The organism is Bacteroides ovatus (genome assembly GCF_001314995.1).
Taxonomy (GTDB): domain Bacteria; phylum Bacteroidota; class Bacteroidia; order Bacteroidales; family Bacteroidaceae; genus Bacteroides; species Bacteroides ovatus.
The window spans coordinates 5,895,536-5,917,880 of sequence record NZ_CP012938.1 but is presented as its reverse complement, the minus strand read 5'-3'; the positions used below and the strand labels follow the sequence as shown (position 1 = coordinate 5,917,880).

The window sequence follows — 22,345 nt, the reverse complement described above, 5'->3', positions numbered from 1 at the left end:
TCTACTGAATGATGATATTCAACGAATTACGCAAACATGGAAGGCTTGCCGCCAAACGGCATCCGATGTATGAAAAGAACAAAGTTGCTAAAATACTCGGTTATGTCATGGGCGCATTCTGGGCCGGTTACCTGATATTCTTCGGTACGACGTTCGCGTTCGGATTTTCTGATATGGTTCCCAACCGGGAACCATATCATGTGATGAACGCAGTGGTTCTGATCTTTATCCTGGCACTAGACTTTCTGTTGCGTGTTCCGTTTCAAAAAACACCGACGCAGGAGGTAAAACCTTACCTCCTGCTGCCGGTTAAACGAGTTCGTGTCATCGACTTCTTACTAATCCGCTCGGGACTAAGCCTGTTCAACCTGTTCTGGTTGTTTCTGTTTGTCCCTTTTTCCTTCATCACTATTACCAAGTTTTTCGGTATCCCCGGTGTCATCACCTATCTTATCGGTATCTTGCTATTGATTATTGCCAATAATTACTGGTACTTGCTTTGCCGCACTCTTATCAACGAACATATTTGGTGGATTCTATTACCTATCGCTTTCTACGGTGGAATAGGCTGCCTTCTTTTCATTCCCGAAGATAGTCCTCTCTTCTATTTCTTCATGGATCTGGGAGACGGATATATACAGGGCAACATTCTCTATTTTCTCGGCACCATACTTGTGATTGCCATTTTATGGCTGATTAACCGCAAGATCATGTCCGGACTTATCTATGCAGAGCTGGCAAAAGTAGAAGATAGCCAGATTAAACATGTCTCCGAATATAAATTCTTCGAACGCTACGGGGAAGTTGGCGAATATATGAGGCTGGAACTGAAAATGCTTTTACGCAACCGCCGCTGCAAAGGTGCATTGCGCAATATCGCGATTGTAGTGGTAGCTTTCTCCGTTGCACTTAGCTTTTCCAGTGTTTACGACGGCAATTTCATGACTTCTTTCATTTGTGTATACAACTTTGCCGTATTCGGAATGATTATCCTTTCACAGATTATGTCATTCGAAGGTAATTACATTGATGGCCTGATGTCTCGTAAAGAATCAATTATGAGTCTGCTGAAAGCCAAATATTACACATACAGCATTGGCGAAATCATACCTTTCATACTCATGATTCCCGCCATCATCATGAATAAACTCACTTTACTGGGCGCCTTTGCCTGGTTTTTCTATACCATCGGCTTTATTTATTTCTGTTTTTTCCAACTGGCTGTCTACAACAAACAGACGGTACCCTTAAACGAGAAAGTGGCAAGCCGGCAAACGAATAGCGCTATACAGATGGTGGTTAATTTCGCTGCTTTCGGTGTGCCTCTCATCTTATACAGTCTATTAAATGCATTTTTAGGTGAAACAATCACTTACATAATTCTGTTAGTTGTCGGTCTCGGATTTACCCTGACTTCTCCTTTATGGATTAAAAATGTATATCATCGTTTCATGAAACGGCGATACGAAAACATGGAAGGCTTCAGAGACAGCCGCCAATAAACGCTCATGAATCATTAACCATATAAACATTGAAGATCATGATTATCATTGACAAACTTAAAAAGAATTTCGGTGAGAAGATTGCCGTAGACATAGAACACTACGAAATCAATCAAGGCGATATGCTCGGATTGGTGGGAAACAATGGTGCCGGTAAAACAACTCTCTTCCGAATCATGCTGGATCTGCTAAAAGCAGATGATGGTAAGGTGATTATTAATGATATTGATGTCAGCCAAAGCGAAGACTGGAAAAGCATTACCGGTGCTTTCATTGACGATGGTTTTCTGATTGATTATCTCACTCCGGAAGAATATTTCTATTTCATCGGAAAGATGTACGGACTAAAGAAAGAAGAAGTGGACGAACGTCTGATTCCTTTCGAACGTTTTATGAGTGGAGAAGTGATCGGGCACAAGAAGCTAATCCGCAACTACTCCGCAGGTAATAAGCAAAAGATCGGAATTATTTCTGCCATGCTTCATTACCCGCAATTACTGATACTGGACGAACCGTTCAACTTCCTCGATCCAAGTTCTCAGTCTATCATCAAACATCTGCTCAAGAAATATAATGAGGAGCATCAAGCTACGGTTATTATATCCAGTCACAACCTCAATCATACCGTAGATGTATGTCCGAGGATCGCTTTATTGGAACACGGTGTCATCATCCGGGATATTATCAACGAGGACAACTCCGCAGAGAAAGAACTGGAGGATTATTTTAATGTAGAAGAAGAGTAAACGGTAAATAGGGAATGATAAAATAATGAATGGTAAGTATTCATCCTTACCAAAATTATTGCATAAACTAATTATGATGAGATATATAACAGAAAAGTCTGATACCCATAAGTCTAGTATAAAGAAACCTGATAGAAAGAAAAGATACTTCCTGCAATTCATCCTTTTATTAGGACTGGTTGCCAGCCTTAGTTCCTGCCGCACTTCCGCGCCCCGGCTGGATTATCAAGCATTGGCGCGAGCTTCTATATTGTTGGGGGTAGATATTAATATGGAGGATAACCATAAGCTCTATCTGGAAGCAGCCGACTGGATAGGGGTTCCCTATCGTGGTGGAGGTGATTCGAAACGAGGAGCCGACTGTTCGGGATTAGTTTATCAAGTGTACCGTAAGGTATACCGCACCCAAGTGCCGCGTAACACGGAAGATCTAAAAAAAGAAAGTAATAAAGTCGCCAAACGGAATCTCCGGGAAGGAGACTTGGTATTCTTCACCAGCAGTCGTTCAAAAAATAAAGTAGCTCATGTAGGCATTTACCTCAAAAACGGTAAGTTTATTCATTCCAGCACCAGTAAAGGAGTGATCGTCAGCAACTTGAACGAGAACTATTATACCAAACACTGGATAAGCGGCGGCAGGATACGTTAATTATCAACTTCTAATGATATAAAATTATGAAATCATTCATCGGAGCAGTTCTATTTATTTGCGTGGCATTCAGCGCCAATGCACAGCTTTTATGGAAAGTGTCCGGCAACGGACTGAACCAACCTTCCTATATCATAGGCACTCACCATCTGGCACCGTTCAGCATCATGGATAGCATTGCCGGACTTAAAAAGGCTATGAATGAAACTCAACAAGTATATGGAGAGATGAAAATGTCGGAAATGCAATCGCCTGCCACCATGGAAAAGATGCAAAAGGCAATGATGATTGAAAGTGATACCACGCTGAACTCTCTCCTTTCTCCGAAAGACTTTGAGACTGTTAATAAATTCTGCAAAGAAAACCTGATGGTAGATTTAAATATGGCTCCGAAGCTAAAACCTGCCTTCTTATTAAATAATGTAGTGGTAATGGCTTACGTAAAACATATAGGGAAATTCAACCCGCAAGAGCAACTCGACACATTCTTTCAGAGCCAAGCCATCCAAAACGGAAAAAAGGTGGACGGACTGGAAACTGCAGAATTCCAATTCAACCTGCTTTTCAATGGCAGTTCACTACAACGGCAAGCACAACTATTAATGTGCACTCTTAACCATATAGAGACTGAAGTAGAAAACCTGAAGAAGCTCACAAACGCCTACATGAACCAAGATCTGAACACCATGCTTAAAATCAGCGAAGAGCGTAAAGGCGATCAATGTGACGCACTTCCCGGCGAAGAAGATGCTATGATTTACAACCGTAATAAAGCATGGGCTGAAAAACTACCGGCAATCATGAAGGCTGCCCCGACTTTTGTTGCAGTAGGCGCCCTGCACCTCCCCGGAGAAAAAGGATTATTAAACTTACTAAAAAGACAAGGATACACGGTAGAAGCTGTGAAATAAGAAAAGTATTTAGTACTTTTGCGGAAAAGTTTTCCCCAATGAACTACAAAACCTATTTATTCGATTTCGACTACACACTAGCCGATTCGTCGCGTGGTATCGTTAAGTGTTTCAGAATTGTGCTTACCCGGCATCAGTATTTAACCGTTACTGATGAAGCTATCAAGCGTACAATCGGCAAAACATTGGAAGAATCATTCAGTATCCTTACCGGAATTACCGACCCGGCACAGCTGGAGGCCTTCCGGCAGGAGTACAGACTGGAAGCTGATGTACACATGAATGTAAATACCCGTCTTTTTCCCGACACATTGTCTACGCTGAAAGAATTGAAGAAACGGGGTGCCCGCGTCGGAATTATCTCTACCAAGTATCGTTTCCGGATATTGAGTTATCTGGAAGAATATCTGCCTAAGGATTTTCTTGATATAGTAGTGGGAGGAGAAGATGTAAAAGCACCGAAACCTTCGCCGGAAGGAGTTAAATTTGCATTAGAACATCTGGGAAGTAGCCCCGAAGAGACATTGTATATTGGAGATAGCACCGTAGATGCCGAAACAGCGCAGAATGCAGGAGTCGATTTTGCAGGTGTGCTGAACGGAATGACAACGGCAGAGGAACTTCGTGTTTATCCACACAAAATCATTATGCAGAATTTAGGAGAATTAGTCCAATAGGCTACAATGAGAGCTAAAATGCTCATTTATTTGCCGTAATCATTTTATCTCCTATAAAAAATAAAAGAAATATTTGTCGGGAACGAATAAAAATAGTACTTTTGTGCCCGATTATTCCGCAACGGGTTCGATAAAGAGTTCTTTAAGTGATTAAAGACCACCCGCCGGAGCTAACTTATACATTTATATATAAGATGTACGCAATTGTAGAGATTAACGGTCAGCAATTTAAAGCAGAAGCTGGTCAAAAGTTGTTCGTTCACCACATCGAAGGTGCAGAAAACGGTTCAACAGTAGAATTTGAAAAAGTTCTTTTGGTAGACAAAGACGGAAACGTAACAGTAGGTGCTCCTACCGTAGAAGGCGCTAAAGTTGTTTGCCAGGTTGTTTCAAACTTGGTTAAAGGCGACAAAGTTCTTGTTTTCCACAAGAAAAGAAGAAAAGGACACAGAAAACTGAACGGTCACCGTCAACAGTTCACTGAATTAACAATTACAGAAGTAGTAGCTTAATCAATTAAAAAGTAAGAAGAAATGGCACATAAGAAAGGTGTCGGTAGTTCTAAGAACGGCCGCGAATCACAAAGTAAAAGATTAGGCGTTAAGATATTTGGTGGCGAAGCTTGCAAAGCAGGTAACATCATCGTTCGTCAAAGAGGTACTGAATTCCACCCGGGTGAAAACATCGGAATGGGTAAAGACCACACTCTTTTCGCTTTAGTAGATGGTACAGTTAGCTTCAAAGTTGGCAAAGAAGACAGAAGATATGTTTCTGTTGTTCCTGCTACTGAGGCATAATTGCACAACTGAAAATATTTAAGAGAAGGAGATGTAATCCAATGGATTACATCTCCTTTCTTTTTATGTCTAATTCACTTCATTGTATCAGCACCTAACTAAGATTTCCCTCATAAAATGTGTACTTGATATGCATATATGTATCAGATAATACACATATACTTGCTCGATTATTCGTTTTTTCTTTATCTTTGTAGCCTTAAATAAGAAAGTTCATAAAAAGTATAGATATGCTTACCATTAAACAAATTACAGAAAACACAGAGGCGGTACTCCGCGGACTGGAAAAGAAGCATTTCAAAAATGCAAAGGAAACGATCGACCAAGTGATCGCTCTTAACGACAAGAGACGTAGCACACAAAATGAATTAGATAAGAATCTGGCAGAGGTTAACTCGCTTTCACGCACCATCGGTCAACTGATGAAAGAAGGCAAGAAAGAGGAAGCTGAAACTGCACGTGCCCGCGTTGCCGAACTAAAAGAAGGTAACAAAGAACTAGACGCCGCTATGACACAGGCTGCAACAGATATGCAGAATGTACTTTATACCATCCCCAACATTCCTTACGACAGTGTACCCGAAGGTGTAGGCGCTGAAGATAACGTAGTGGAAAAAATGGGAGGTATGGAAACTGAACTTCCTAAAGATGCACTCCCCCACTGGGAACTGGCTAAGAAATATGATTTAATAGACTTCGACCTGGGTGTAAAAATCACAGGTGCAGGTTTCCCCGTATATAAAGGTAAAGGCGCACAACTTCAACGCGCTCTTATCAACTTCTTCCTGGACGAAGCACGCAAATCCGGATATACTGAAATCATGCCACCGACAGTAGTTAACGCTGCTTCCGGCTATGGCACAGGACAGCTTCCTGACAAAGAAGGACAAATGTATCATTGCGAAGTAGATGATTTATATCTGATCCCGACAGCAGAAGTACCTGTAACCAACATCTACCGTGATGTAATTTTGGAAGAAAAACAGTTGCCAATCATGAATTGCGCCTATACACAATGTTTCCGTCGTGAAGCTGGTTCCTATGGTAAAGATGTGCGCGGACTGAATCGTCTGCACGAATTCTCCAAAGTAGAATTGGTTCGCATTGACAAACCGGAACACTCCAAACAATCTCATCAGGAAATGCTCGACCACGTAGAAGGTCTGTTGCAAAAACTGGAACTTCCATATCGTATCCTCCGCCTCTGTGGTGGTGATATGAGTTTCACTGCTGCCCTTTGTTTCGACTTCGAAGTATATTCAGAGGCACAGAAACGCTGGTTGGAAGTAAGTTCCGTATCCAATTTCGATACCTATCAGGCCAATCGTCTGAAATGCCGTTACCGTAATGCAGAAAAGAAAACCGAACTCTGCCACACACTGAACGGTTCAGCATTAGCACTGCCACGTATCGTTGCTGCCCTACTCGAAAACAACCAGACTCCGGAAGGCATTAGAATTCCGAAAGCATTGGTTCCGTACTGCGGCTTCGACATGATAGACTAAGACTTGATCTGACAGACTAATAAAAGCACCCTTATATAAAGAGCCACTCATCAAAAGAGTGGCTTTTCTTTTATATTTCGCAAATAAGCTGTATCTTTGCCAAAATTTATATCATTCTGATAGCAGTTACGTAATAAAAACAACAAATTAATTAGATAATGAACAAAATCATTAGCAAGGAACGCTTTTCTGAGAAAGTATTCAAATTTGAAATTGAAGCTCCTTTAATTGCTAAATCTCGTAAGGCCGGACACTTCGTCATCGTACGTGTAGGCGAAAAAGGAGAACGTATGCCATTGACTATCGCAGGTTCCGACCTGAAAAAGGGCACCATTACTCTGGTAGTGCAGGAAGTCGGGCTTTCTTCTACCCGTCTCTGCGAGCTGAATGAAGGCGATTATATCACTGACGTAGTAGGCCCACTCGGACAAGCTACCCATATAGAAAAATTCGGAACAGTAATCTGCGCTGGTGGTGGTGTAGGTGTGGCTCCGATGCTTCCTATCGTACAGGCTTTGAAGGCTGCCGGTAACCGTGTTATCACTGTATTGGCTGGACGCAATAAAGATCTTATCATCTTGGAAAAAGAAATGCGTGAAAGCTCTGACGAAGTAATTATCATGACGGATGACGGTTCTTACGGCCGGAAAGGTCTGGTGACAGAAGGTGTAGAAGAAGTTATCAAACGTGAGAAAGTAGACAAATGTTTCGCTATTGGCCCTGCCATCATGATGAAATTCGTTTGCTTGCTGACTAAAAAATATGAAATTCCGACAGATGTTTCGCTAAATACGATCATGGTGGACGGAACAGGTATGTGCGGTGCTTGCCGTATCACTGTAGGAGGAAAGACTAAATTCGTTTGTGTAGATGGTCCGGAATTCGACGGTCACCAAGTGAATTTCGACGAAATGCTGAAACGTATGGGTGCGTTCAAGAATATCGAACGCGAAGAAATGCATAAGCTGGAATCGGAATGTGAAGCAACCAAAGAAATAGATGAAAAAAGTCGTAATGCTGCTTGGAGACAGGAATTACGTAAATCCATGAAGCCAAAAGAACGTACGGCTATTCCTCGTGTAGAGATGAATGAACTCGATGCTGAATACCGTTCACACAGCCGTAAAGAGGAAGTTAATCAAGGATTAACAGCGGAACAGGCTGTTACAGAAGCGAAACGCTGTCTCGACTGTGCTAATCCGGGATGTATGGAAGGTTGTCCGGTAGGCATTGATATTCCCCGCTTCATTAAGAATATCGAACGCGGCGAATTCCTCGAAGCTGCTAAAACATTGAAAGAAACAAGTGCGCTCCCTGCAGTTTGCGGTCGTGTGTGCCCACAAGAAAAACAGTGCGAATCAAAATGTATTCATCTGAAAATGAATGAAAAGCCGGTAGCTATCGGTTATTTGGAACGTTTTGCTGCTGATTATGAACGTGAAAGCGGACAAATCTCCGTACCTGTCATTGCAGAGAAAAACGGCATCAAAATAGCTGTTATCGGTTCAGGACCTGCAGGATTGGCATTTGCCGGAGATATGGCTAAATATGGATATGATGTAACTGTATTCGAAGCGTTGCATGAAATTGGCGGTGTATTGAAATACGGTATCCCCGAATTCCGTTTGCCAAACAAGATTGTAGACGTAGAAATCGACAATCTCGGTAAGATGGGCGTTAACTTCATCAAAGACTGTATTGTAGGAAAGACTATCGGTGTAGAAGACTTGAAAGCGGAAGGTTTCAAAGGAATATTCGTGGCTTCCGGTGCCGGACTGCCAAACTTTATGAATATCCCGGGAGAGAACTCTATCAATATCATGTCTTCAAATGAATACCTCACCCGTGTCAATTTGATGGATGCCGCCAGCGAAGATTCGGACACTCCGGTAGCTTTCGGTAAGAATGTGGCAGTAATCGGCGGCGGTAACACAGCTATGGACTCTGTCCGTACGGCAAAACGTCTTGGCGCTGAACGTGCTATTATTATCTATCGTCGTTCGGAAGAAGAAATGCCTGCACGTATCGAAGAAGTAAAACACGCCAAAGAAGAAGGAGTTGAATTCCTCACTCTGCATAATCCTATCGAATATATTGCTGATGAACAAGGTTGCGTAAAACAGGTTATTCTGCAAAAGATGGAATTAGGCGAACCAGATGCTTCCGGACGTCGTAGTCCTGTAGCCATCCCGGGAGCAACAGAAACAATCGATATAGACCTGGCCATTGTCAGCGTTGGGGTATCTCCCAACCCGATTGTTCCAAGCTCTATCAAAGGACTGGAATTAGGACGAAAAGGAACTATCGCAGTAAATGACAACATGGAATCTTCTATCCCAATGATTTACGCAGGTGGTGACATCGTTCGCGGTGGAGCTACCGTAATTCTGGCGATGGGTGATGGCCGTAAAGCTGCCGCTGCTATGAATGAGCAACTGAAAACAAACGCCGGCAACTAACTGCCGCTTATTAACACCCGGGCTAAACTTCCCTAACACGTGGGATAACTACATCTGACACGTGGGCGGAAGTTTATCGAGAGGTGGGCTAAAACCAACTCACACGTGGGTAGAACATCGATCACCCCCAGCATAAAAAGTAGAATAAGAAAAGCCCCGTTTACAAAATGTAAACGGGGCTTTTCTTATTTCAAATATCAAAGATACTTTCTACTTTACTACTTTGTTCGTCGCAGGATCAGGGAAAATTACAGCCGGTTTAAACGACTTGGCTTCCTCAAAATCCATCAATGCATAGGACATGATTATCACAATATCATCGGGTTGCACCTTGCGGGCAGCAGCACCATTCAGACAAATTTTGCCCGAACCGCGTTCACCTTTGATAATGTAGGTTTCAAAGCGTTCACCGTTGTTATTATCAGCGATATACACTTTCTCTCCCGGAATCATGTTTGCAGCATCCAGCAGGTCTTCATCAATCGTGATACTACCCATGTAGTTCAGATTTGCCTCCGTGACACGTGCACAATGAATTTTCGACTTCAACACTTCAATCATCATAAGGTTTCGTCTTTTTAGTTATTCTTTATATTTAATGTTATCGATCAGCCGGACCTCTCCACAGAACACTGTGATGCATCCTACTGCATAGGAAGTATCTTCCCAATTGCTAATTTTCTGCAATGTGTTTCCGTCTACGATCTCAAAATACTCCATACGCAAACCCGGAGCGGCTTCAATCGCATCTTCAACCATCTTTTGCGTCTCGCTCACTGTATGAGTGGCTGCAAAGTTACGACTTTTAAATAAGGTGCGAGAAATATTTAAAGCATTTTCACGTTCTTCTGCAGATAAACGTTTGTTCCGGCTACTCAATGCCAGTCCGTCTTCCTCACGTACAATTGAACAACCTACAATTTCAAGGTTATATTTCAATTGTCGAACCATCTCACGAATAATCGCTAACTGCTGGAAGTCTTTCTCTCCGAAATATGCACGATCCGGCTGTACAGCATCAAATAGCTTGCTGACAATTTGGCAAACACCGTTAAAATGTCCCGGACGGAAAGCTCCTTCCATCACCGTATCCAATGGTGCATAGCTAAATTGACGGGTATCCGGTTCCGGATACATTTCGCTAACTGAAGGAGAAAAAGCGAAATCCGCCCCGCATTCTTCCAACAAACGGCAATCTGCATCCAATGTACGCGGATATTTCTCCAAGTCATTTTTATCGTTAAACTGTGTGGGATTCACAAAAACACTCACAACAGTTACACCATTCTCACTTACGCTGCGCTTTACCAGAGATGCATGTCCCGCATGTAAAGCACCCATTGTAGGAACCAGTCCCACCTTTTTACCTTGGGCTCTTAGGGCAGTCAATTCTGCCTGTAAGTCCTTGATAGTGTGCACTACTTTCATTTTCGTCAATTGGTTTATGTTTTACTCGTTTGCAAAAACTCTGCAAAATAAACTAATATTTGCCACATAAAGAAAGAATATCTTATTTAATGTGTCTTTTTTTTCGTATCTTTGCAGAATATTATAGTGAACTATTGTTATTATGACAAAGGCGAATAAAGTTTTATTTATTACTCAAGAGATTACACCTTACGTTTCAGAATCCGAAATGGCCAATATAGGTAGAAACCTTCCACAGGCAATACAAGAAAAAGGCCGTGAAATCAGAACCTTTATGCCCAAATGGGGAAATATCAATGAGCGCAGAAATCAACTGCACGAAGTGATCCGCCTCTCTGGTATGAACCTGATTATCGACGATACTGACCACCCCTTGATTATAAAAGTTGCTTCTATCCAATCCGCACGCATGCAGGTATATTTCATCGATAACGACGATTATTTCCAGAATCGTATGCAGACAACGGATGAAAATGGTATAGAATATGATGATAACGATAGCCGTGCCGTTTTCTATGCACGCGGTGTATTGGAAACAGTGAAAAAGCTTCGCTGGTGTCCTGATGTCATTCACTGTCATGGCTGGATGACAGCTTTAGCTCCTCTTTATATTAAGAAAGCCTATAAAGACGAACCTTCTTTCCGCGACGCTAAAGTGGTATTCTCTGTTTATGAAGATGATTTCAAGAGTACACTTAGCGACGATTTCGCAACAAAACTGATGCTGAAAGGTATTACTAAGAAAGATTTAGGTGATTTGAAGGAACCGGTAGACTACGCCGCTCTTTGCAAACTCGCTGTTGACTATTCGGACGGAGTAATACAAAACAGTGAAAAGGTAGACGAGTCTATTATTGAATATGCCCGCCAATCTGGCAAATTGGTACTTGACTACCAGAACCCGGAAAACTATGCAGATGCCTGCAACGAGTTCTACGATCAAGTATGGGAAGCCACTGCAAACGAAGAAGAATAAAAAATCAAGATACGACGATCATGAAAGCAAAATACGCCTTAATAGCTTTACTGGCAATCACCTTTTGGGGTTGTGATGACAACACTGCCGGACTGGGATTGGGAATGTTTCCGGGAAGCGACCAAAATATCAATGGAAAGCTATCTACATTTGATGTAACTACCGAATCCGTTCATGCCGGTGAGATTTATGCAATGACTAATGTGGGGTATGTAGGTAAGTTCACTGATGAAATATTTGGAACTTATCAGGCAGGCTTCTTGGCAGAACTCAACTGTCCGTCAGGAATGACATTCCCTGGAGTATATGATGGTACTGCTTTGGACGAAAAGAAGAAAGCTACCCGCGTAATGGTAGGGGATGATAATGAAGATAATAAAGATGTCACATTCATACGTGATGACAACAATAAAATCATTGGTAACATCCACACTATCGAACTTTATTTATGGTATAGCAGTTACTTTGGAGATTCATTAACAGCTTGTCGTTTGAGTGTCTATGAATTGAGCGAGAACTTAGATACTGAACATGCCTACTATACAAATATTAATCCGGAAAACTACTACGATCACGCAGATCCTAATAGCTTATTAGGCACGAAAGCTTATACAGCAGTCGATCTTTCAGTAAAAGACTCTATTCGTAATCTTAGTACATATGTCCCTAGTGTTCATGTTTCTTTCAGAGACGAAGCTGCCAAGGAAATTGGTAAAGAGATTATAAAAAAAGCCAATGAGTTAGGTGTCAATCTTGACAATAAAGAGTTTAGGAAGATTTTTAAGGGAATTTATGTGAAGAGTGATTATGGTGATGGTACGGTACTTTATATAAATCAAGCTCAGATGAACGTAGTATATAAATGCTATGCTGTTGATACAATTACTGGTGTTAAATTGCAAAAGAAAGTAGCTGAAAATGGAGTATATAAAGACTCTACTTACTATGGATATCGTACGTTCGCTACCACTCGTGAAGTTATTCAAGCAAACCAGTTAGAGAATGATAAAGCAGCCATTCAAAATTGCATCAATAAATCTGAATGGACTTACTTAAAAAGTCCAGCTGGAATCTTTACTCAGTTAACTCTCCCTGTTAGTCAAATAGCAGAAAAGCTTCAAGGAGACACTTTGAATGCGGTAAAATTAGGAATTCCTATCTATAATGAAACCAGTGATAAGAAGTTTGGCATGTCTACTCCTAATAACGTTTTATTAATACGTAAAAAGTATAAAGATAGTTTCTTCAAAGGTAATCAACTTAGCGATGGTATAACTTCATCTCTATTTACTTCTACTACAACTAGCTTTACCCAATATACATTCAACAATATCACTCAAATGATAAATAATTGTTTAGGAGATGGAGAAAGAGAAGAAGCAGAAAAGAAACTCAAGAATGGTACGATAACTCTCCAAATAACTAACTCCGAAGGCAAAACAGAATCTAAAGAGGTTCATAATATTGAAGAATGGGAAAAATATAGTGATTGGAACAAATTCATACTTATTCCAGTACTTGTAACCACAGATTCTTCTTCAAGTAATAGCTATTATGGTTCTTCGAGCAATGTTATTAGCATACAACATGACCTGAAACCTGGTTATGCACGTTTAAAAGGAGGTAGCAAAGGAAGTATACAAGATGCTCAAGGCAACCCTTCATATCCAGAGTATTTACTCAAACTTGAAGTTGTCTCTACAAACTTCGGAACAAAATCGAAATAAAAGACAAGTAAGATAATCTATAAAATAATAGCACAGGTTACATTAGAGTAATCTGTGCTATTGTTTTATAGATATATATTCAGATGAAAACTGCCAAGGTAAATTTCACTCTTTGTATTATACAAAAAAAGACATTCATTGAAATCCCTTAAAATCTCTATCATAAAAAACCGTGAGTGCCTTTTATCTCACCCACGGTTCCATATATAACAATCTTATACTCCTTATTTAGCAGCAACCTTTTTAGCTTTACCTGTAGTCTTCTTCGGTTCCGCAGCTGCTTTCTTAACTTCAGCTTTCTTTGCAGCAGGTTTTGATTTAGCAACAGCTTTTTCTTTTATTACCGGTTCTTTAGCATCAGCAGCCTTTTTGACTGTCGTTTTCTTTGCCGCTTCTGCTTTTGCCTGCCATTTAGCCACTTCTTTTTCTAACTCGGTAATCTCATCCCCCTGGTTCTTAATTGTAGTCAACAAAGAATTTAATTCTTCGCTGTCTACATCAGCAGGATATAGTGCATCTACCCGTTTGATAAAGTCACCTAGAATATTCATATAGTTGGTGAAAGCATCATAAGGAGAATCATAGATTCCGCGATTCAACCACATACCATTATTCTTCGTCGTCATGAAACGGAAGTTATTGCTAGCTTGCAAATAATCCCAATCCTGCTTGATACGGCGGTCGTCACACAAATGAACACGTTCAGCTACACTATACAATTTATTGAAAGCCTCGCGTTGCATAACATTACCCAGCCAACAACTAGTATCTCTTTCCTCATCAACCCATGACATCGGATATGCGACATCAAGCTGTGACACCGATTTCAGTTTCGTTACAATTTCTGTCGGTGTAGAGAAAGTGATTCCCTTAGCCTTTGCACATTCCGGCAACGCTTTCAAGAATTCAAGAATATTAGAAGACAATGGTTGAGCCATACCAAGCGAGCTCAATTCCATGAAGATATTAATCACTTGTTCCTCTTGCGGCAATACATCAATCCAATTAATATATTTATCGGCAAACAAAGGATATTCAGCCCAATCCGAATTGGAGAAGCGCAAGCTGATGTCGTCAGAAAGTTTGAAATCCCTCAACAAAAGCTTAAGACTGGGAGCTTGATTACAGTGATAAACATAATGCGGACTCTTCCATCCCAAGATATGTTTAGCCCCTTCCGTCAACATCCCCTTGAAGCCCATAGAAGCTACCAAGCCACCAATTTCATCAGAATAAATCAGACTAGAGTTGCGGAATACTTTCGGTTCTTTACCAAACATCTGTTTCATCTTATCACGTTGACGAAGCACTTCTTCGCGGAAGCAATCCTCGTTGGCAAGTGAAGACAAACCATGTGAATAAGGTTCACACAAAAACTCACAACATCCTGTTTCATTCAACTGGTGCAATAAATCAATGACTGCCGGAGCATGAATTTCCAATTGTTCCAAAGCTACCCCCGAGATAGAAAGCGCTACTTTAAAAGCACCACCCGAGTTTTTCACCATCTCAATTAAAGCATTGAGAGCAGGAATATACGAACGTTCAGCAACCTCATTCATACCCGTTTCATTCGCATAGTCATCGTAATAATAATGGTCATTACCAATATCGAAGAAACGATAACGTTTCAAATGGATAATTTGATGTATTTCAAAATAAAGACAGATAGTTCTCATTTTTATTTATTGTTTTGTTATTTACCATAGTTTCTTAACACAGCCTCATAGAGAGCACGGATTCTCAAGCCGACTTTCTCCCAAGTAATCCCATCTACTTCCTTCTTTCCCTCTTCCTTGAGGTATTCGAAAAGAGACGGATTAGTACAAAGAGAATGGATAGCGTCAGCCATTGCATGAATATCCCAGTAGTCAGTTTTTATCACCTTATCAAGAATCTCGCCACACCCCGACTGCTTAGAAATAATGGAAGGTGTTCCACACTGCATAGCCTCCAATGGAGCAATACCGAAAGGTTCAGAGACAGATGGCATGACAAATACATCACTGTTCTTATAAACCTCATATACCTGCTTACCTTTCATAAAACCCGGGAAATGGAACCGGTCAGCAATACCGCGTTCAGCCACCAGGTTAATCATGGCATTCAACATATCGCCCGAGCCAGCCATGACGAAACGAATATTACGAGTACGACGCAACACAAGTGCAGCAGCTTCTACAAAATATTCCGGTCCTTTCTGCATCGTAATACGTCCGAGGAAAGTGACCACCTTTTCTTTTGAATGATCGGGACGTGGAATGTCCAACAGCTCCTGCGACAATGGATAAACAGCATTATGCATCGCAAATACTTTTCTGGGGTCCTGATGATACTCGTTAATAACAGTGCGGCGAGTCAACTCGGATACGCACATGATACAATCAGCATGATCCATACCATTCTTCTCAATCGAATAAACAGTAGGATTGACTTTGCCACGAGAACGGTCAAAATCAGTAGCATGCACATGGATACAAAGCGGCTTTCCACTTACCATCTTGGCATGTACGCCGGCAGGGTAAGTCAGCCAGTCATGAGCATGAATAATATCAAACTCCTGCTGACGAGCCACTACTCCGGCAATGATCGAGAAATTGTTAATTTCTTCGTGTAAGTTCCCGGGATAACCACCTGCAAACTCCATACATCCCAAATCATTCACATGCATATAAGAAAAATCGGCATAGATGTGATCACGGAAAGAATAATACTCCTCTGGTGTCATTTCCAACAAGCGGGACTTCAAGTAGTCGTAGTTGACATCACGCCACACGATGGGTACTTGATTCATACCGATTATTTTCAAGAACTTTTCTTCTTCACCGCTCGGTTTAGGCATACAGAAAATCGTCTCCATATCACCTTGCAGACTCAATCCTTTAGTTATTCCATAAGAAGCAACCGCAAGACCACCATATATTTTGGGAGGGAATTCCCATCCAAACATTAAAACTTTCATCTTCGTTCCTCCTTTTTTAATAATACTTAGACAATAGCTTTAAGACACGCAGTATTTCTGCTACATTCATCGCAAACGATACTGCGCCGCGTCCTTTGAAAGGCGGGTTCCCATCGAATAGCTCGGGAATGGAACCAACACAGTGGCTTGTCATTTCGTCATCATAACTAATCAGTTGGCGTTCAACGAATGACAATCCGCTCATCTTATAAATTCGAAGATAAGCTTCCAGATAGAATCCCATCAACCAAGGCCAGGCCGTTCCCTGATGATAAGCATAATCGCGTTGTATCTGCGGACCTACATAGTTCGGATTATATCCGCCACTCTTCGGACTCAACGAACGAATTCCTTTCGGAGTGAGCAGCTCTTTGGTCACAATATCAAGCACCTGTTTCTTTTGTGCACGATCCAAAGGAGAATAATCAAACGCTACGGTAAATATCATGTTAGGACGTACACTCCAATCCATCATATTACCGTCTACATAATCAAGCAGATAACCATATTCGTTACGGAATACCTCGACAAAAGACTTTCCGGTTACTTCTGCCTGCGCATCGAGTTCATCCGCCAAGTATACGTCTCCTCCTTCGCGCACCAAATCAGCTATAAAACGCAACGCATTATACCACAACGCATTAAATTCAACAATATACCCCGTACGAGGAATCACCGGATGTCCGTTCACTGTAGAATTCATCCATGTAATCGCCTTATCCGTACCGTTGGCAAAAAGTAATCCATTATCATGCAAGAAAAGATTCTCATGTTTCCGCTGACGAATAAACTCCATTATATCTTTCAGGAGTTCTCCGTATTTCTGACGACATTGCTCACGGGAAGTTTCTTTTGCATATTGCTGCAAAGCCCAGACAGCCCAAAGCAAAACGTCAGGATGCTCCATTTCATAAATCTTGTAGCCTACTGGTTCTTCATTTATAAAATTGCGAATCGCCTTTTCCGCCGTTTTCATCACATCCTCAAACTGGTCGACCTCATCGAGTGCAAGCGTCAGTCCCGGCAGGGCAATGAACATATCACGTGCACGACATTTAAACCACGGATAACCGGCAAGAATATAATGTTCGTCTTCCTGCTGGTTATGGAACTGATGAGCGGAATTCTTCAGACAATGGTAAAAGCTATCACGAGGGGTACGATCAAGCACTTCAGCCTCAAATGTTTGTTTCAATCTACGGGGAGTCACTTCTGAAGTTCCGGCAGAGAATACGATGCTCTCCCCTTTCTTTATATCCACCTCAAAATAACCGGGAACATAAAGGTCTTCATTGAAGTCATACCCACGCTCTTGTTCTTTCGGGTATTCAATCCCCCGATACCAGTCAGGCATGAAATGAAACTCACACTTTTTATTCAACTGCATATATAGTTCCGGATATCCGGGATACATACAGGTTTTAATACCATTTTCCACAAGTTGATACTCGCGGCTTGCCTGCGCATTTTCATGTGTGTACTCACGTACACTCCTGAAAGCGAGGAACGGGCGGAAGCGCAAAGTCGTAGCCGAATGCGCATCCAGCAAAGTATAACGAATCAGGATTCTATTTTCATGATGTACAAAGATTTTTTCTTTGCGGAGGATAACACCTCCGACACGGTAAGTTGTTGCCGGGATATGCTCACAATCAAACTCGCGGATATACTTGTGTCCGTTAGGACTAAAGTTGTTTCCCTGATATTTGTGCAATCCCAAGTTAAACTCCGCACCGTGTTGAATTACCGTTTCATCAAGAGAAGATAGCAGCACATGATTTTCATCGTCGATATTGGGAACTGGAATTACCAACAGGCCGTGATATTTGCGTGTGTTACAATCAACAATCGTCGTACAATGATAAGCTCCTGCTTTGTTCGTCCGGAGGATTTCTCTTTGAAGAGACTCTTCCAGATTCGTCATGAGGGTCTTGTCAAATCGTAAATAACTCATAGTTGTGCATTATTAAAGGTTAATTATTGGTCATTATATCGTATATCTATTTATTGTTACATACCGCATATATTGGTTGTAGCATCATATACAACGGGTATAACGCCCAAATGTACAAATTATAGATAAAAACAAAAATAAAAAGGCTTTTTATTTTCAGATTTTGTGCAAATATTCGTAGTATTGCGTAAAATATCTAAAGAAAAGAATGTCATGAAGCAAGATATTCAGCGTATCATGCTGGCTGCAGCAAAGCCTTTGTTTCTTATTTTTATTCTCTATATACTCAAGATTATGGAAGTCGGAATGGACTGGAACTTCTCTCGCTTGGGGGTATATCCTATGGAGAAACGGGGGCTGGTAGGTATTTTAACTCACCCATTGATACACAGCGGATTTAGTCATTTACTGGCAAATACAATTCCTTTATTTTTCTTGTCATGGTGTCTTTTTTACTTTTACCGGGGGATAGCAGGTAAGATTTTTATCCTAATCTGGATCGGAGGCGGACTACTTACTTTCCTGATTGGAAAACCGGGATGGCACATTGGCGCCAGCGGATTAATTTACGGACTTACCTTCTTTCTCTTTTTCAGTGGTATTCTCCGCAAATATGTTCCACTCATTGCCATCTCTCTACTCGTTACCTTTTTATATGGAGGGATTATATGGCATATGTTTCCTTATTTCTCCCCCACCAATATGTCGTGGGAAGGACATCTTAGCGGAGGAATTATGGGAACACTCTGTGCTTTCGTTTTCGTAAATCACGGACCGCAACGCCCGGAACCTTTTGCGGACGAAATGGAAGAGGAAGAAAATACAGAAGAAGAAACAACAGCAGCAGAAGAAGAAGAAACGTTATAAATGCCAACTCGTGCCACCACATTGGCACACTTGTGACATCAAAGTGGCACGATTGCGACAAAGACATGTCACAGTTGTGCCAACACGATGGCACATCCGATACAATAGCTTTCAATTTAATAAGAAAATCAAGACCGATGCAACGCCTCAATCAATAACGTTATATTGGCTGTAAACAACCTCACAGAAATAGCTAATAAGATGATACCAAAGAATTTACGAATAATATAGATGCCTCCTTTTCCCAGGAAACGTTCTACACGACCGGTCATACTCACTACAAAGTAAACCCAGATCATATTCAAGACTAAAGCTATAATGATATTAACACTGGCATATTCTGCCCGAAGAGAAAGCAAAGTGGTGAAAGCTCCGGCACCTGCCAACAGAGGAAAGACAAGCGGCACCAAAGTTGCTTCTTTGATAGGACCCTGGTTCTTGAAAATCTCAATATCCAGAATCATCTCCAAAGACATAAGGAAAATGACAAATGCACCGGCTACTGCAAACGATTCAATATCTACATGAAAGAGTTTCAGCATCATATCTCCCGCATAGAAAAATCCGATCAGCAAAGCAAAAGAGATGACAGTAGCTTTCATTGCATTCACATCTTTCCCTTTTTCTTTCAGGTTAATTATAATAGGTATAGAGCCGATAATATCTATCACGGCAAAAAGTACGATAAACGCACTAATCATCTGCTGCCAATTGAAGCCTGCGAACATAATTCCCTCCTTTTTTTCTGCAAATATACTCTATTTTTATGCATTCAAACAATAAAAAAAACAAAAAGAACGGTCAGATGTTGACAGCAGTATTGTATTATGAGTAAATTTGTACGATTAACAAGAGATTACAACATATGGAAACAATGTTCGACACTTTGCTCCAATTGCCTTTATTTCAAGGTCTTTGTCATGAAGATTTCACAAGTATTCTGGATAAGGTCAAGCTACACTTTATCAAGCATAAAGTGGGAGAAACTATCATAGAGAGTGGTAGTCCGTGTAAACAACTCTGCTTCCTATTAAAAGGAGAGGTTTCTATCGTCACAAGTTCCAAAGAAAATATATACACCGTCATCGAACAGATGGAAGCACCTTATCTGCTGGAACCACAGTCGTTGTTTGGCATGAATACCAATTACACTTCTGCTTATGTAGCACATACGGAAGCACATACAGTGAGTATCAGCAAAGCATTCGTACTTAGCGATCTGTTCAAATATGAAATATTCCGGCTGAACTATATGAACATCGTAAGTAACCGGGCACAAAATCTTTACTCACGTTTATGGGAAGAGCCGACACAGGATTTAAGAGAGAAAATCATTCGCTTTTTCCTGTTACATTGTGAAAAGGCGCAGGGAGAAAAGATATTCAAAGTAAAAATGGACGACCTTGCCCGTTACTTAGATGATACCCGGTTAAATACATCGAAAGCACTCAACGAGCTACAAGACAAAGGATTATTAGAGTTACGCCGGAAAGAGATTCTTATTCCGGACGCACAAAAGCTGGTAAGCGAGTAGATACAGATTAAGCAATCAAAAAAGAAACTATCCATCATAAAAATAGCCTCAACAGTAATTTCCGTTGAGGCTATTTTTATGATGGATAATGTTATTATTCCCATTCAATGGTTGCTGGCGGCTTGGAACTGATATCATAGGTTACACGGTTCACTCCTTTCACCTTATTAATAATATCATTCGATACCTTACCCATAAATTCATAAGGTAAATGTGCCCAATCAGCCGTCATGGCATCTGTAGATGTCACAGCACGCAAAGCAACCGCTCTTTCATAAGTACGTTCATCTCCCATTACGCCCACAGACTGTACCGGCAACAAGATAACTCCTGCCTGCCATACTTTATCATACAATCCCCAGTCACGCAATCCCTGGATAAAGATATCGTCAGCATCCTGCAGAATACGTACTTTTTCAGGAGTAATATCTCCCAAAATACGCACTGCCAGTCCCGGTCCCGGGAACGGATGACGAGTAATCAGATGCTCCGGCATACCCAGCTCACGACCTACCCGGCGCACTTCATCCTTAAATAACAAACGAAGCGGTTCACACAACTTCAGATTCATCTTTTCAGGAAGACCACCTACATTATGATGGCTCTTTATCACTGTGCCCGTAATAGACAATGACTCAATACAATCCGGATAAATAGTACCCTGCGCCAACCATTTCACGTCTTTTATCTTGTGAGCCTCCACATCAAATACATCGATGAAGCCCTTACCTATAATCTTACGCTTACTTTCCGGTTCAGCCACACCAGCCAGTTCTGCGAAGAACTTTGCGCTGGCATCAACGCCAATCACATTCAGACCGAGACACTCGTAATCCTTCATCACATTCTTGAACTCATTCTTACGTAGCATACCGTGATCTACAAAGATACAAGTCAAATTCTTACCGATAGCCTTGTTTAACAACACTGCTGCAACTGAAGAATCAACTCCGCCACTCAAACCGAGAACGACTTTATCATCCCCCAACTGCGCTTTCAGCTCGGCAACCGTACTTTCAATGAAAGAAGCCGGCGACCAGTCTTGTTTGCAACCGCAAACATCTACTACAAAGTTCTTCAGGATTTGAGTTCCGTCTTCACTATGGAATACTTCCGGATGGAATTGAACACCCCACACTTGCTCACCTTCTACCTGATAAGCAGCAATCTCTACTTTATCTGTTGAAGCTATTTTCTTGAAATTATCAGGAATAGCAGTAATCGTATCTCCATGACTCATCCATACCTGCGATCCATCACGTACACCTTTAAATAGCACATTATCTTTGCAGAAAGAAGCCAAGTGAGCACGTCCATATTCGCGTGTTCCGGCTGGTTCCACTTTTCCGCCATTGGTGTATGACATAAATTGTGCACCATAACAAATACCCAATATCGGATATTTACCACGAATTTCACTCAAATCTACTTTGAAAGCATCTTTATCGTAAACCGAGAAAGGACTTCCGGAGAGAATGACTCCTTTAATAGTAGGGTCTTCTTTAGGAAATTTGTTATAAGGAACAATTTCACAATACGTATCCAATTCACGTACACGACGGCCTATAAGCTGTGTTGTCTGCGAACCGAAATCAAGAATTATTATTTTTTCCTGCATATCAATGGTTGGATTTTGAATAAATTGAGTTGC

The 22,345-nt window shown here is 41.2% G+C and carries 20 protein-coding genes; 13 read left to right on the top strand and 7 right to left on the bottom strand.

Going from position 1 to position 22,345, the window contains the following annotated elements:
• Window positions 1–8: 8 nt before the first annotated feature.
• From Bovatus_RS22280 to Bovatus_RS22240, 9 genes are all read left to right on the top strand, one after another.
• A complete protein-coding gene (locus Bovatus_RS22280; RefSeq protein WP_004301799.1) occupies window positions 9–1,502 on the top strand; it encodes a DUF5687 family protein in 1,494 nt (497 codons plus the stop codon).
• A 38-nt stretch (window positions 1,503–1,540) separates the two neighbouring features.
• Complete coding sequence (locus tag Bovatus_RS22275; RefSeq protein WP_004301798.1) at window positions 1,541–2,248, top strand: ABC transporter ATP-binding protein; 708 nt, start codon at window positions 1,541–1,543, stop codon at window positions 2,246–2,248.
• Window positions 2,249–2,273: 25 nt separating this feature from the next.
• Window positions 2,274–2,897 carry a C40 family peptidase gene (locus Bovatus_RS22270; RefSeq protein WP_004301797.1) on the top strand — a complete coding sequence of 208 codons (624 nt, stop codon included), beginning with the start codon at window positions 2,274–2,276 and terminating at the stop codon, window positions 2,895–2,897.
• Between the two features lie 26 nt (window positions 2,898–2,923).
• Entirely contained in the window at window positions 2,924–3,808 is an 885-nt protein-coding gene (locus tag Bovatus_RS22265; protein WP_004301796.1) for a TraB/GumN family protein, read from the top strand.
• Between the two features lie 38 nt (window positions 3,809–3,846).
• The gene (locus Bovatus_RS22260; RefSeq protein WP_004301795.1) at window positions 3,847–4,485 is read left to right on the top strand and encodes an HAD-IA family hydrolase; all 639 of its coding nucleotides are present in this window, start codon (window positions 3,847–3,849) and stop codon (window positions 4,483–4,485) included.
• 194 nt (window positions 4,486–4,679) lie between these two features.
• Entirely contained in the window at window positions 4,680–4,997 is a 318-nt protein-coding gene (gene rplU / locus Bovatus_RS22255) for a 50S ribosomal protein L21 (protein WP_004316691.1), read from the top strand.
• 21 nt (window positions 4,998–5,018) lie between these two features.
• Window positions 5,019–5,282 carry a 50S ribosomal protein L27 gene (gene rpmA / locus Bovatus_RS22250; RefSeq protein WP_004301792.1) on the top strand — a complete coding sequence of 88 codons (264 nt, stop codon included), beginning with the start codon at window positions 5,019–5,021 and terminating at the stop codon, window positions 5,280–5,282.
• Window positions 5,283–5,512: 230 nt separating this feature from the next.
• Window positions 5,513–6,787, top strand: a complete 1,275-nt coding sequence (gene serS / locus Bovatus_RS22245; protein ID WP_004301791.1) for a serine--tRNA ligase — start codon at window positions 5,513–5,515, stop codon at window positions 6,785–6,787.
• Between the two features lie 158 nt (window positions 6,788–6,945).
• The gene (locus Bovatus_RS22240; RefSeq protein WP_004301790.1) at window positions 6,946–9,246 is read left to right on the top strand and encodes a bifunctional dihydroorotate dehydrogenase B NAD binding subunit/NADPH-dependent glutamate synthase; all 2,301 of its coding nucleotides are present in this window, start codon (window positions 6,946–6,948) and stop codon (window positions 9,244–9,246) included.
• Window positions 9,247–9,456: 210 nt separating this feature from the next.
• Here Bovatus_RS22240 and panD read toward each other — a convergent pair whose 3' ends face one another.
• Window positions 9,457–9,810: an aspartate 1-decarboxylase gene (gene panD / locus Bovatus_RS22235; protein ID WP_004301789.1), complete on the bottom strand. Its 354-nt coding sequence runs from the start codon at window positions 9,808–9,810 to the stop codon at window positions 9,457–9,459.
• Between the two features lie 18 nt (window positions 9,811–9,828).
• Window positions 9,829–10,674 (bottom strand): pantoate--beta-alanine ligase, encoded by an 846-nt coding sequence (gene panC / locus Bovatus_RS22230; RefSeq protein WP_004301788.1) that lies wholly within the window; start codon window positions 10,672–10,674, stop codon window positions 9,829–9,831.
• A gap of 142 nt (window positions 10,675–10,816) precedes the next feature.
• Between panC and Bovatus_RS22225 the strand changes: the two genes are divergently transcribed.
• Window positions 10,817–11,650, top strand: a complete 834-nt coding sequence (locus Bovatus_RS22225; RefSeq protein ID WP_004301787.1) for a glycogen/starch synthase — start codon at window positions 10,817–10,819, stop codon at window positions 11,648–11,650.
• 20 nt (window positions 11,651–11,670) lie between these two features.
• Window positions 11,671–13,377, top strand: a complete 1,707-nt coding sequence (locus Bovatus_RS22220) for a DUF4270 domain-containing protein (RefSeq protein ID WP_004301786.1) — start codon at window positions 11,671–11,673, stop codon at window positions 13,375–13,377.
• 224 nt (window positions 13,378–13,601) lie between these two features.
• Here Bovatus_RS22220 and Bovatus_RS22215 read toward each other — a convergent pair whose 3' ends face one another.
• Genes Bovatus_RS22215 through Bovatus_RS22205 form a run of 3 tightly spaced genes read right to left on the bottom strand, consistent with a single transcriptional unit; the run spans window position 13,602 to window position 18,293 of the window.
• On the bottom strand, window positions 13,602–15,056 hold the full coding sequence (locus tag Bovatus_RS22215) for a glycoside hydrolase family 57 protein (RefSeq protein WP_004301785.1): 1,455 nt from the start codon (window positions 15,054–15,056) through the stop codon (window positions 13,602–13,604).
• Between the two features lie 17 nt (window positions 15,057–15,073).
• The gene (locus Bovatus_RS22210) at window positions 15,074–16,339 is read right to left on the bottom strand and encodes a glycosyltransferase family 4 protein (RefSeq protein WP_004301784.1); all 1,266 of its coding nucleotides are present in this window, start codon (window positions 16,337–16,339) and stop codon (window positions 15,074–15,076) included.
• A gap of 16 nt (window positions 16,340–16,355) precedes the next feature.
• Window positions 16,356–18,293 carry a glycogen debranching enzyme N-terminal domain-containing protein gene (locus tag Bovatus_RS22205; protein ID WP_004301783.1) on the bottom strand — a complete coding sequence of 646 codons (1,938 nt, stop codon included), beginning with the start codon at window positions 18,291–18,293 and terminating at the stop codon, window positions 16,356–16,358.
• 213 nt (window positions 18,294–18,506) lie between these two features.
• On the opposite strand from Bovatus_RS22205, the gene Bovatus_RS22200 reads away from it, so the two are divergent.
• A complete protein-coding gene (locus tag Bovatus_RS22200; protein WP_004320884.1) occupies window positions 18,507–19,160 on the top strand; it encodes a rhomboid family intramembrane serine protease in 654 nt (217 codons plus the stop codon).
• 128 nt (window positions 19,161–19,288) lie between these two features.
• Here the strand turns inward: Bovatus_RS22200 and Bovatus_RS22195 are convergent, their stop codons facing one another.
• Window positions 19,289–19,888, bottom strand: a complete 600-nt coding sequence (locus Bovatus_RS22195) for a MarC family protein (RefSeq protein WP_004301781.1) — start codon at window positions 19,886–19,888, stop codon at window positions 19,289–19,291.
• Window positions 19,889–20,025: 137 nt separating this feature from the next.
• Here Bovatus_RS22195 and Bovatus_RS22190 point away from each other — a divergent pair, with 137 nt between their 5' ends.
• Window positions 20,026–20,694: a Crp/Fnr family transcriptional regulator gene (locus Bovatus_RS22190; protein ID WP_004301780.1), complete on the top strand. Its 669-nt coding sequence runs from the start codon at window positions 20,026–20,028 to the stop codon at window positions 20,692–20,694.
• A gap of 94 nt (window positions 20,695–20,788) precedes the next feature.
• Here Bovatus_RS22190 and guaA read toward each other — a convergent pair whose 3' ends face one another.
• A complete protein-coding gene (guaA, locus tag Bovatus_RS22185; protein WP_004301779.1) occupies window positions 20,789–22,312 on the bottom strand; it encodes a glutamine-hydrolyzing GMP synthase in 1,524 nt (507 codons plus the stop codon).
• Window positions 22,313–22,345: the final 33 nt, after the last annotated feature.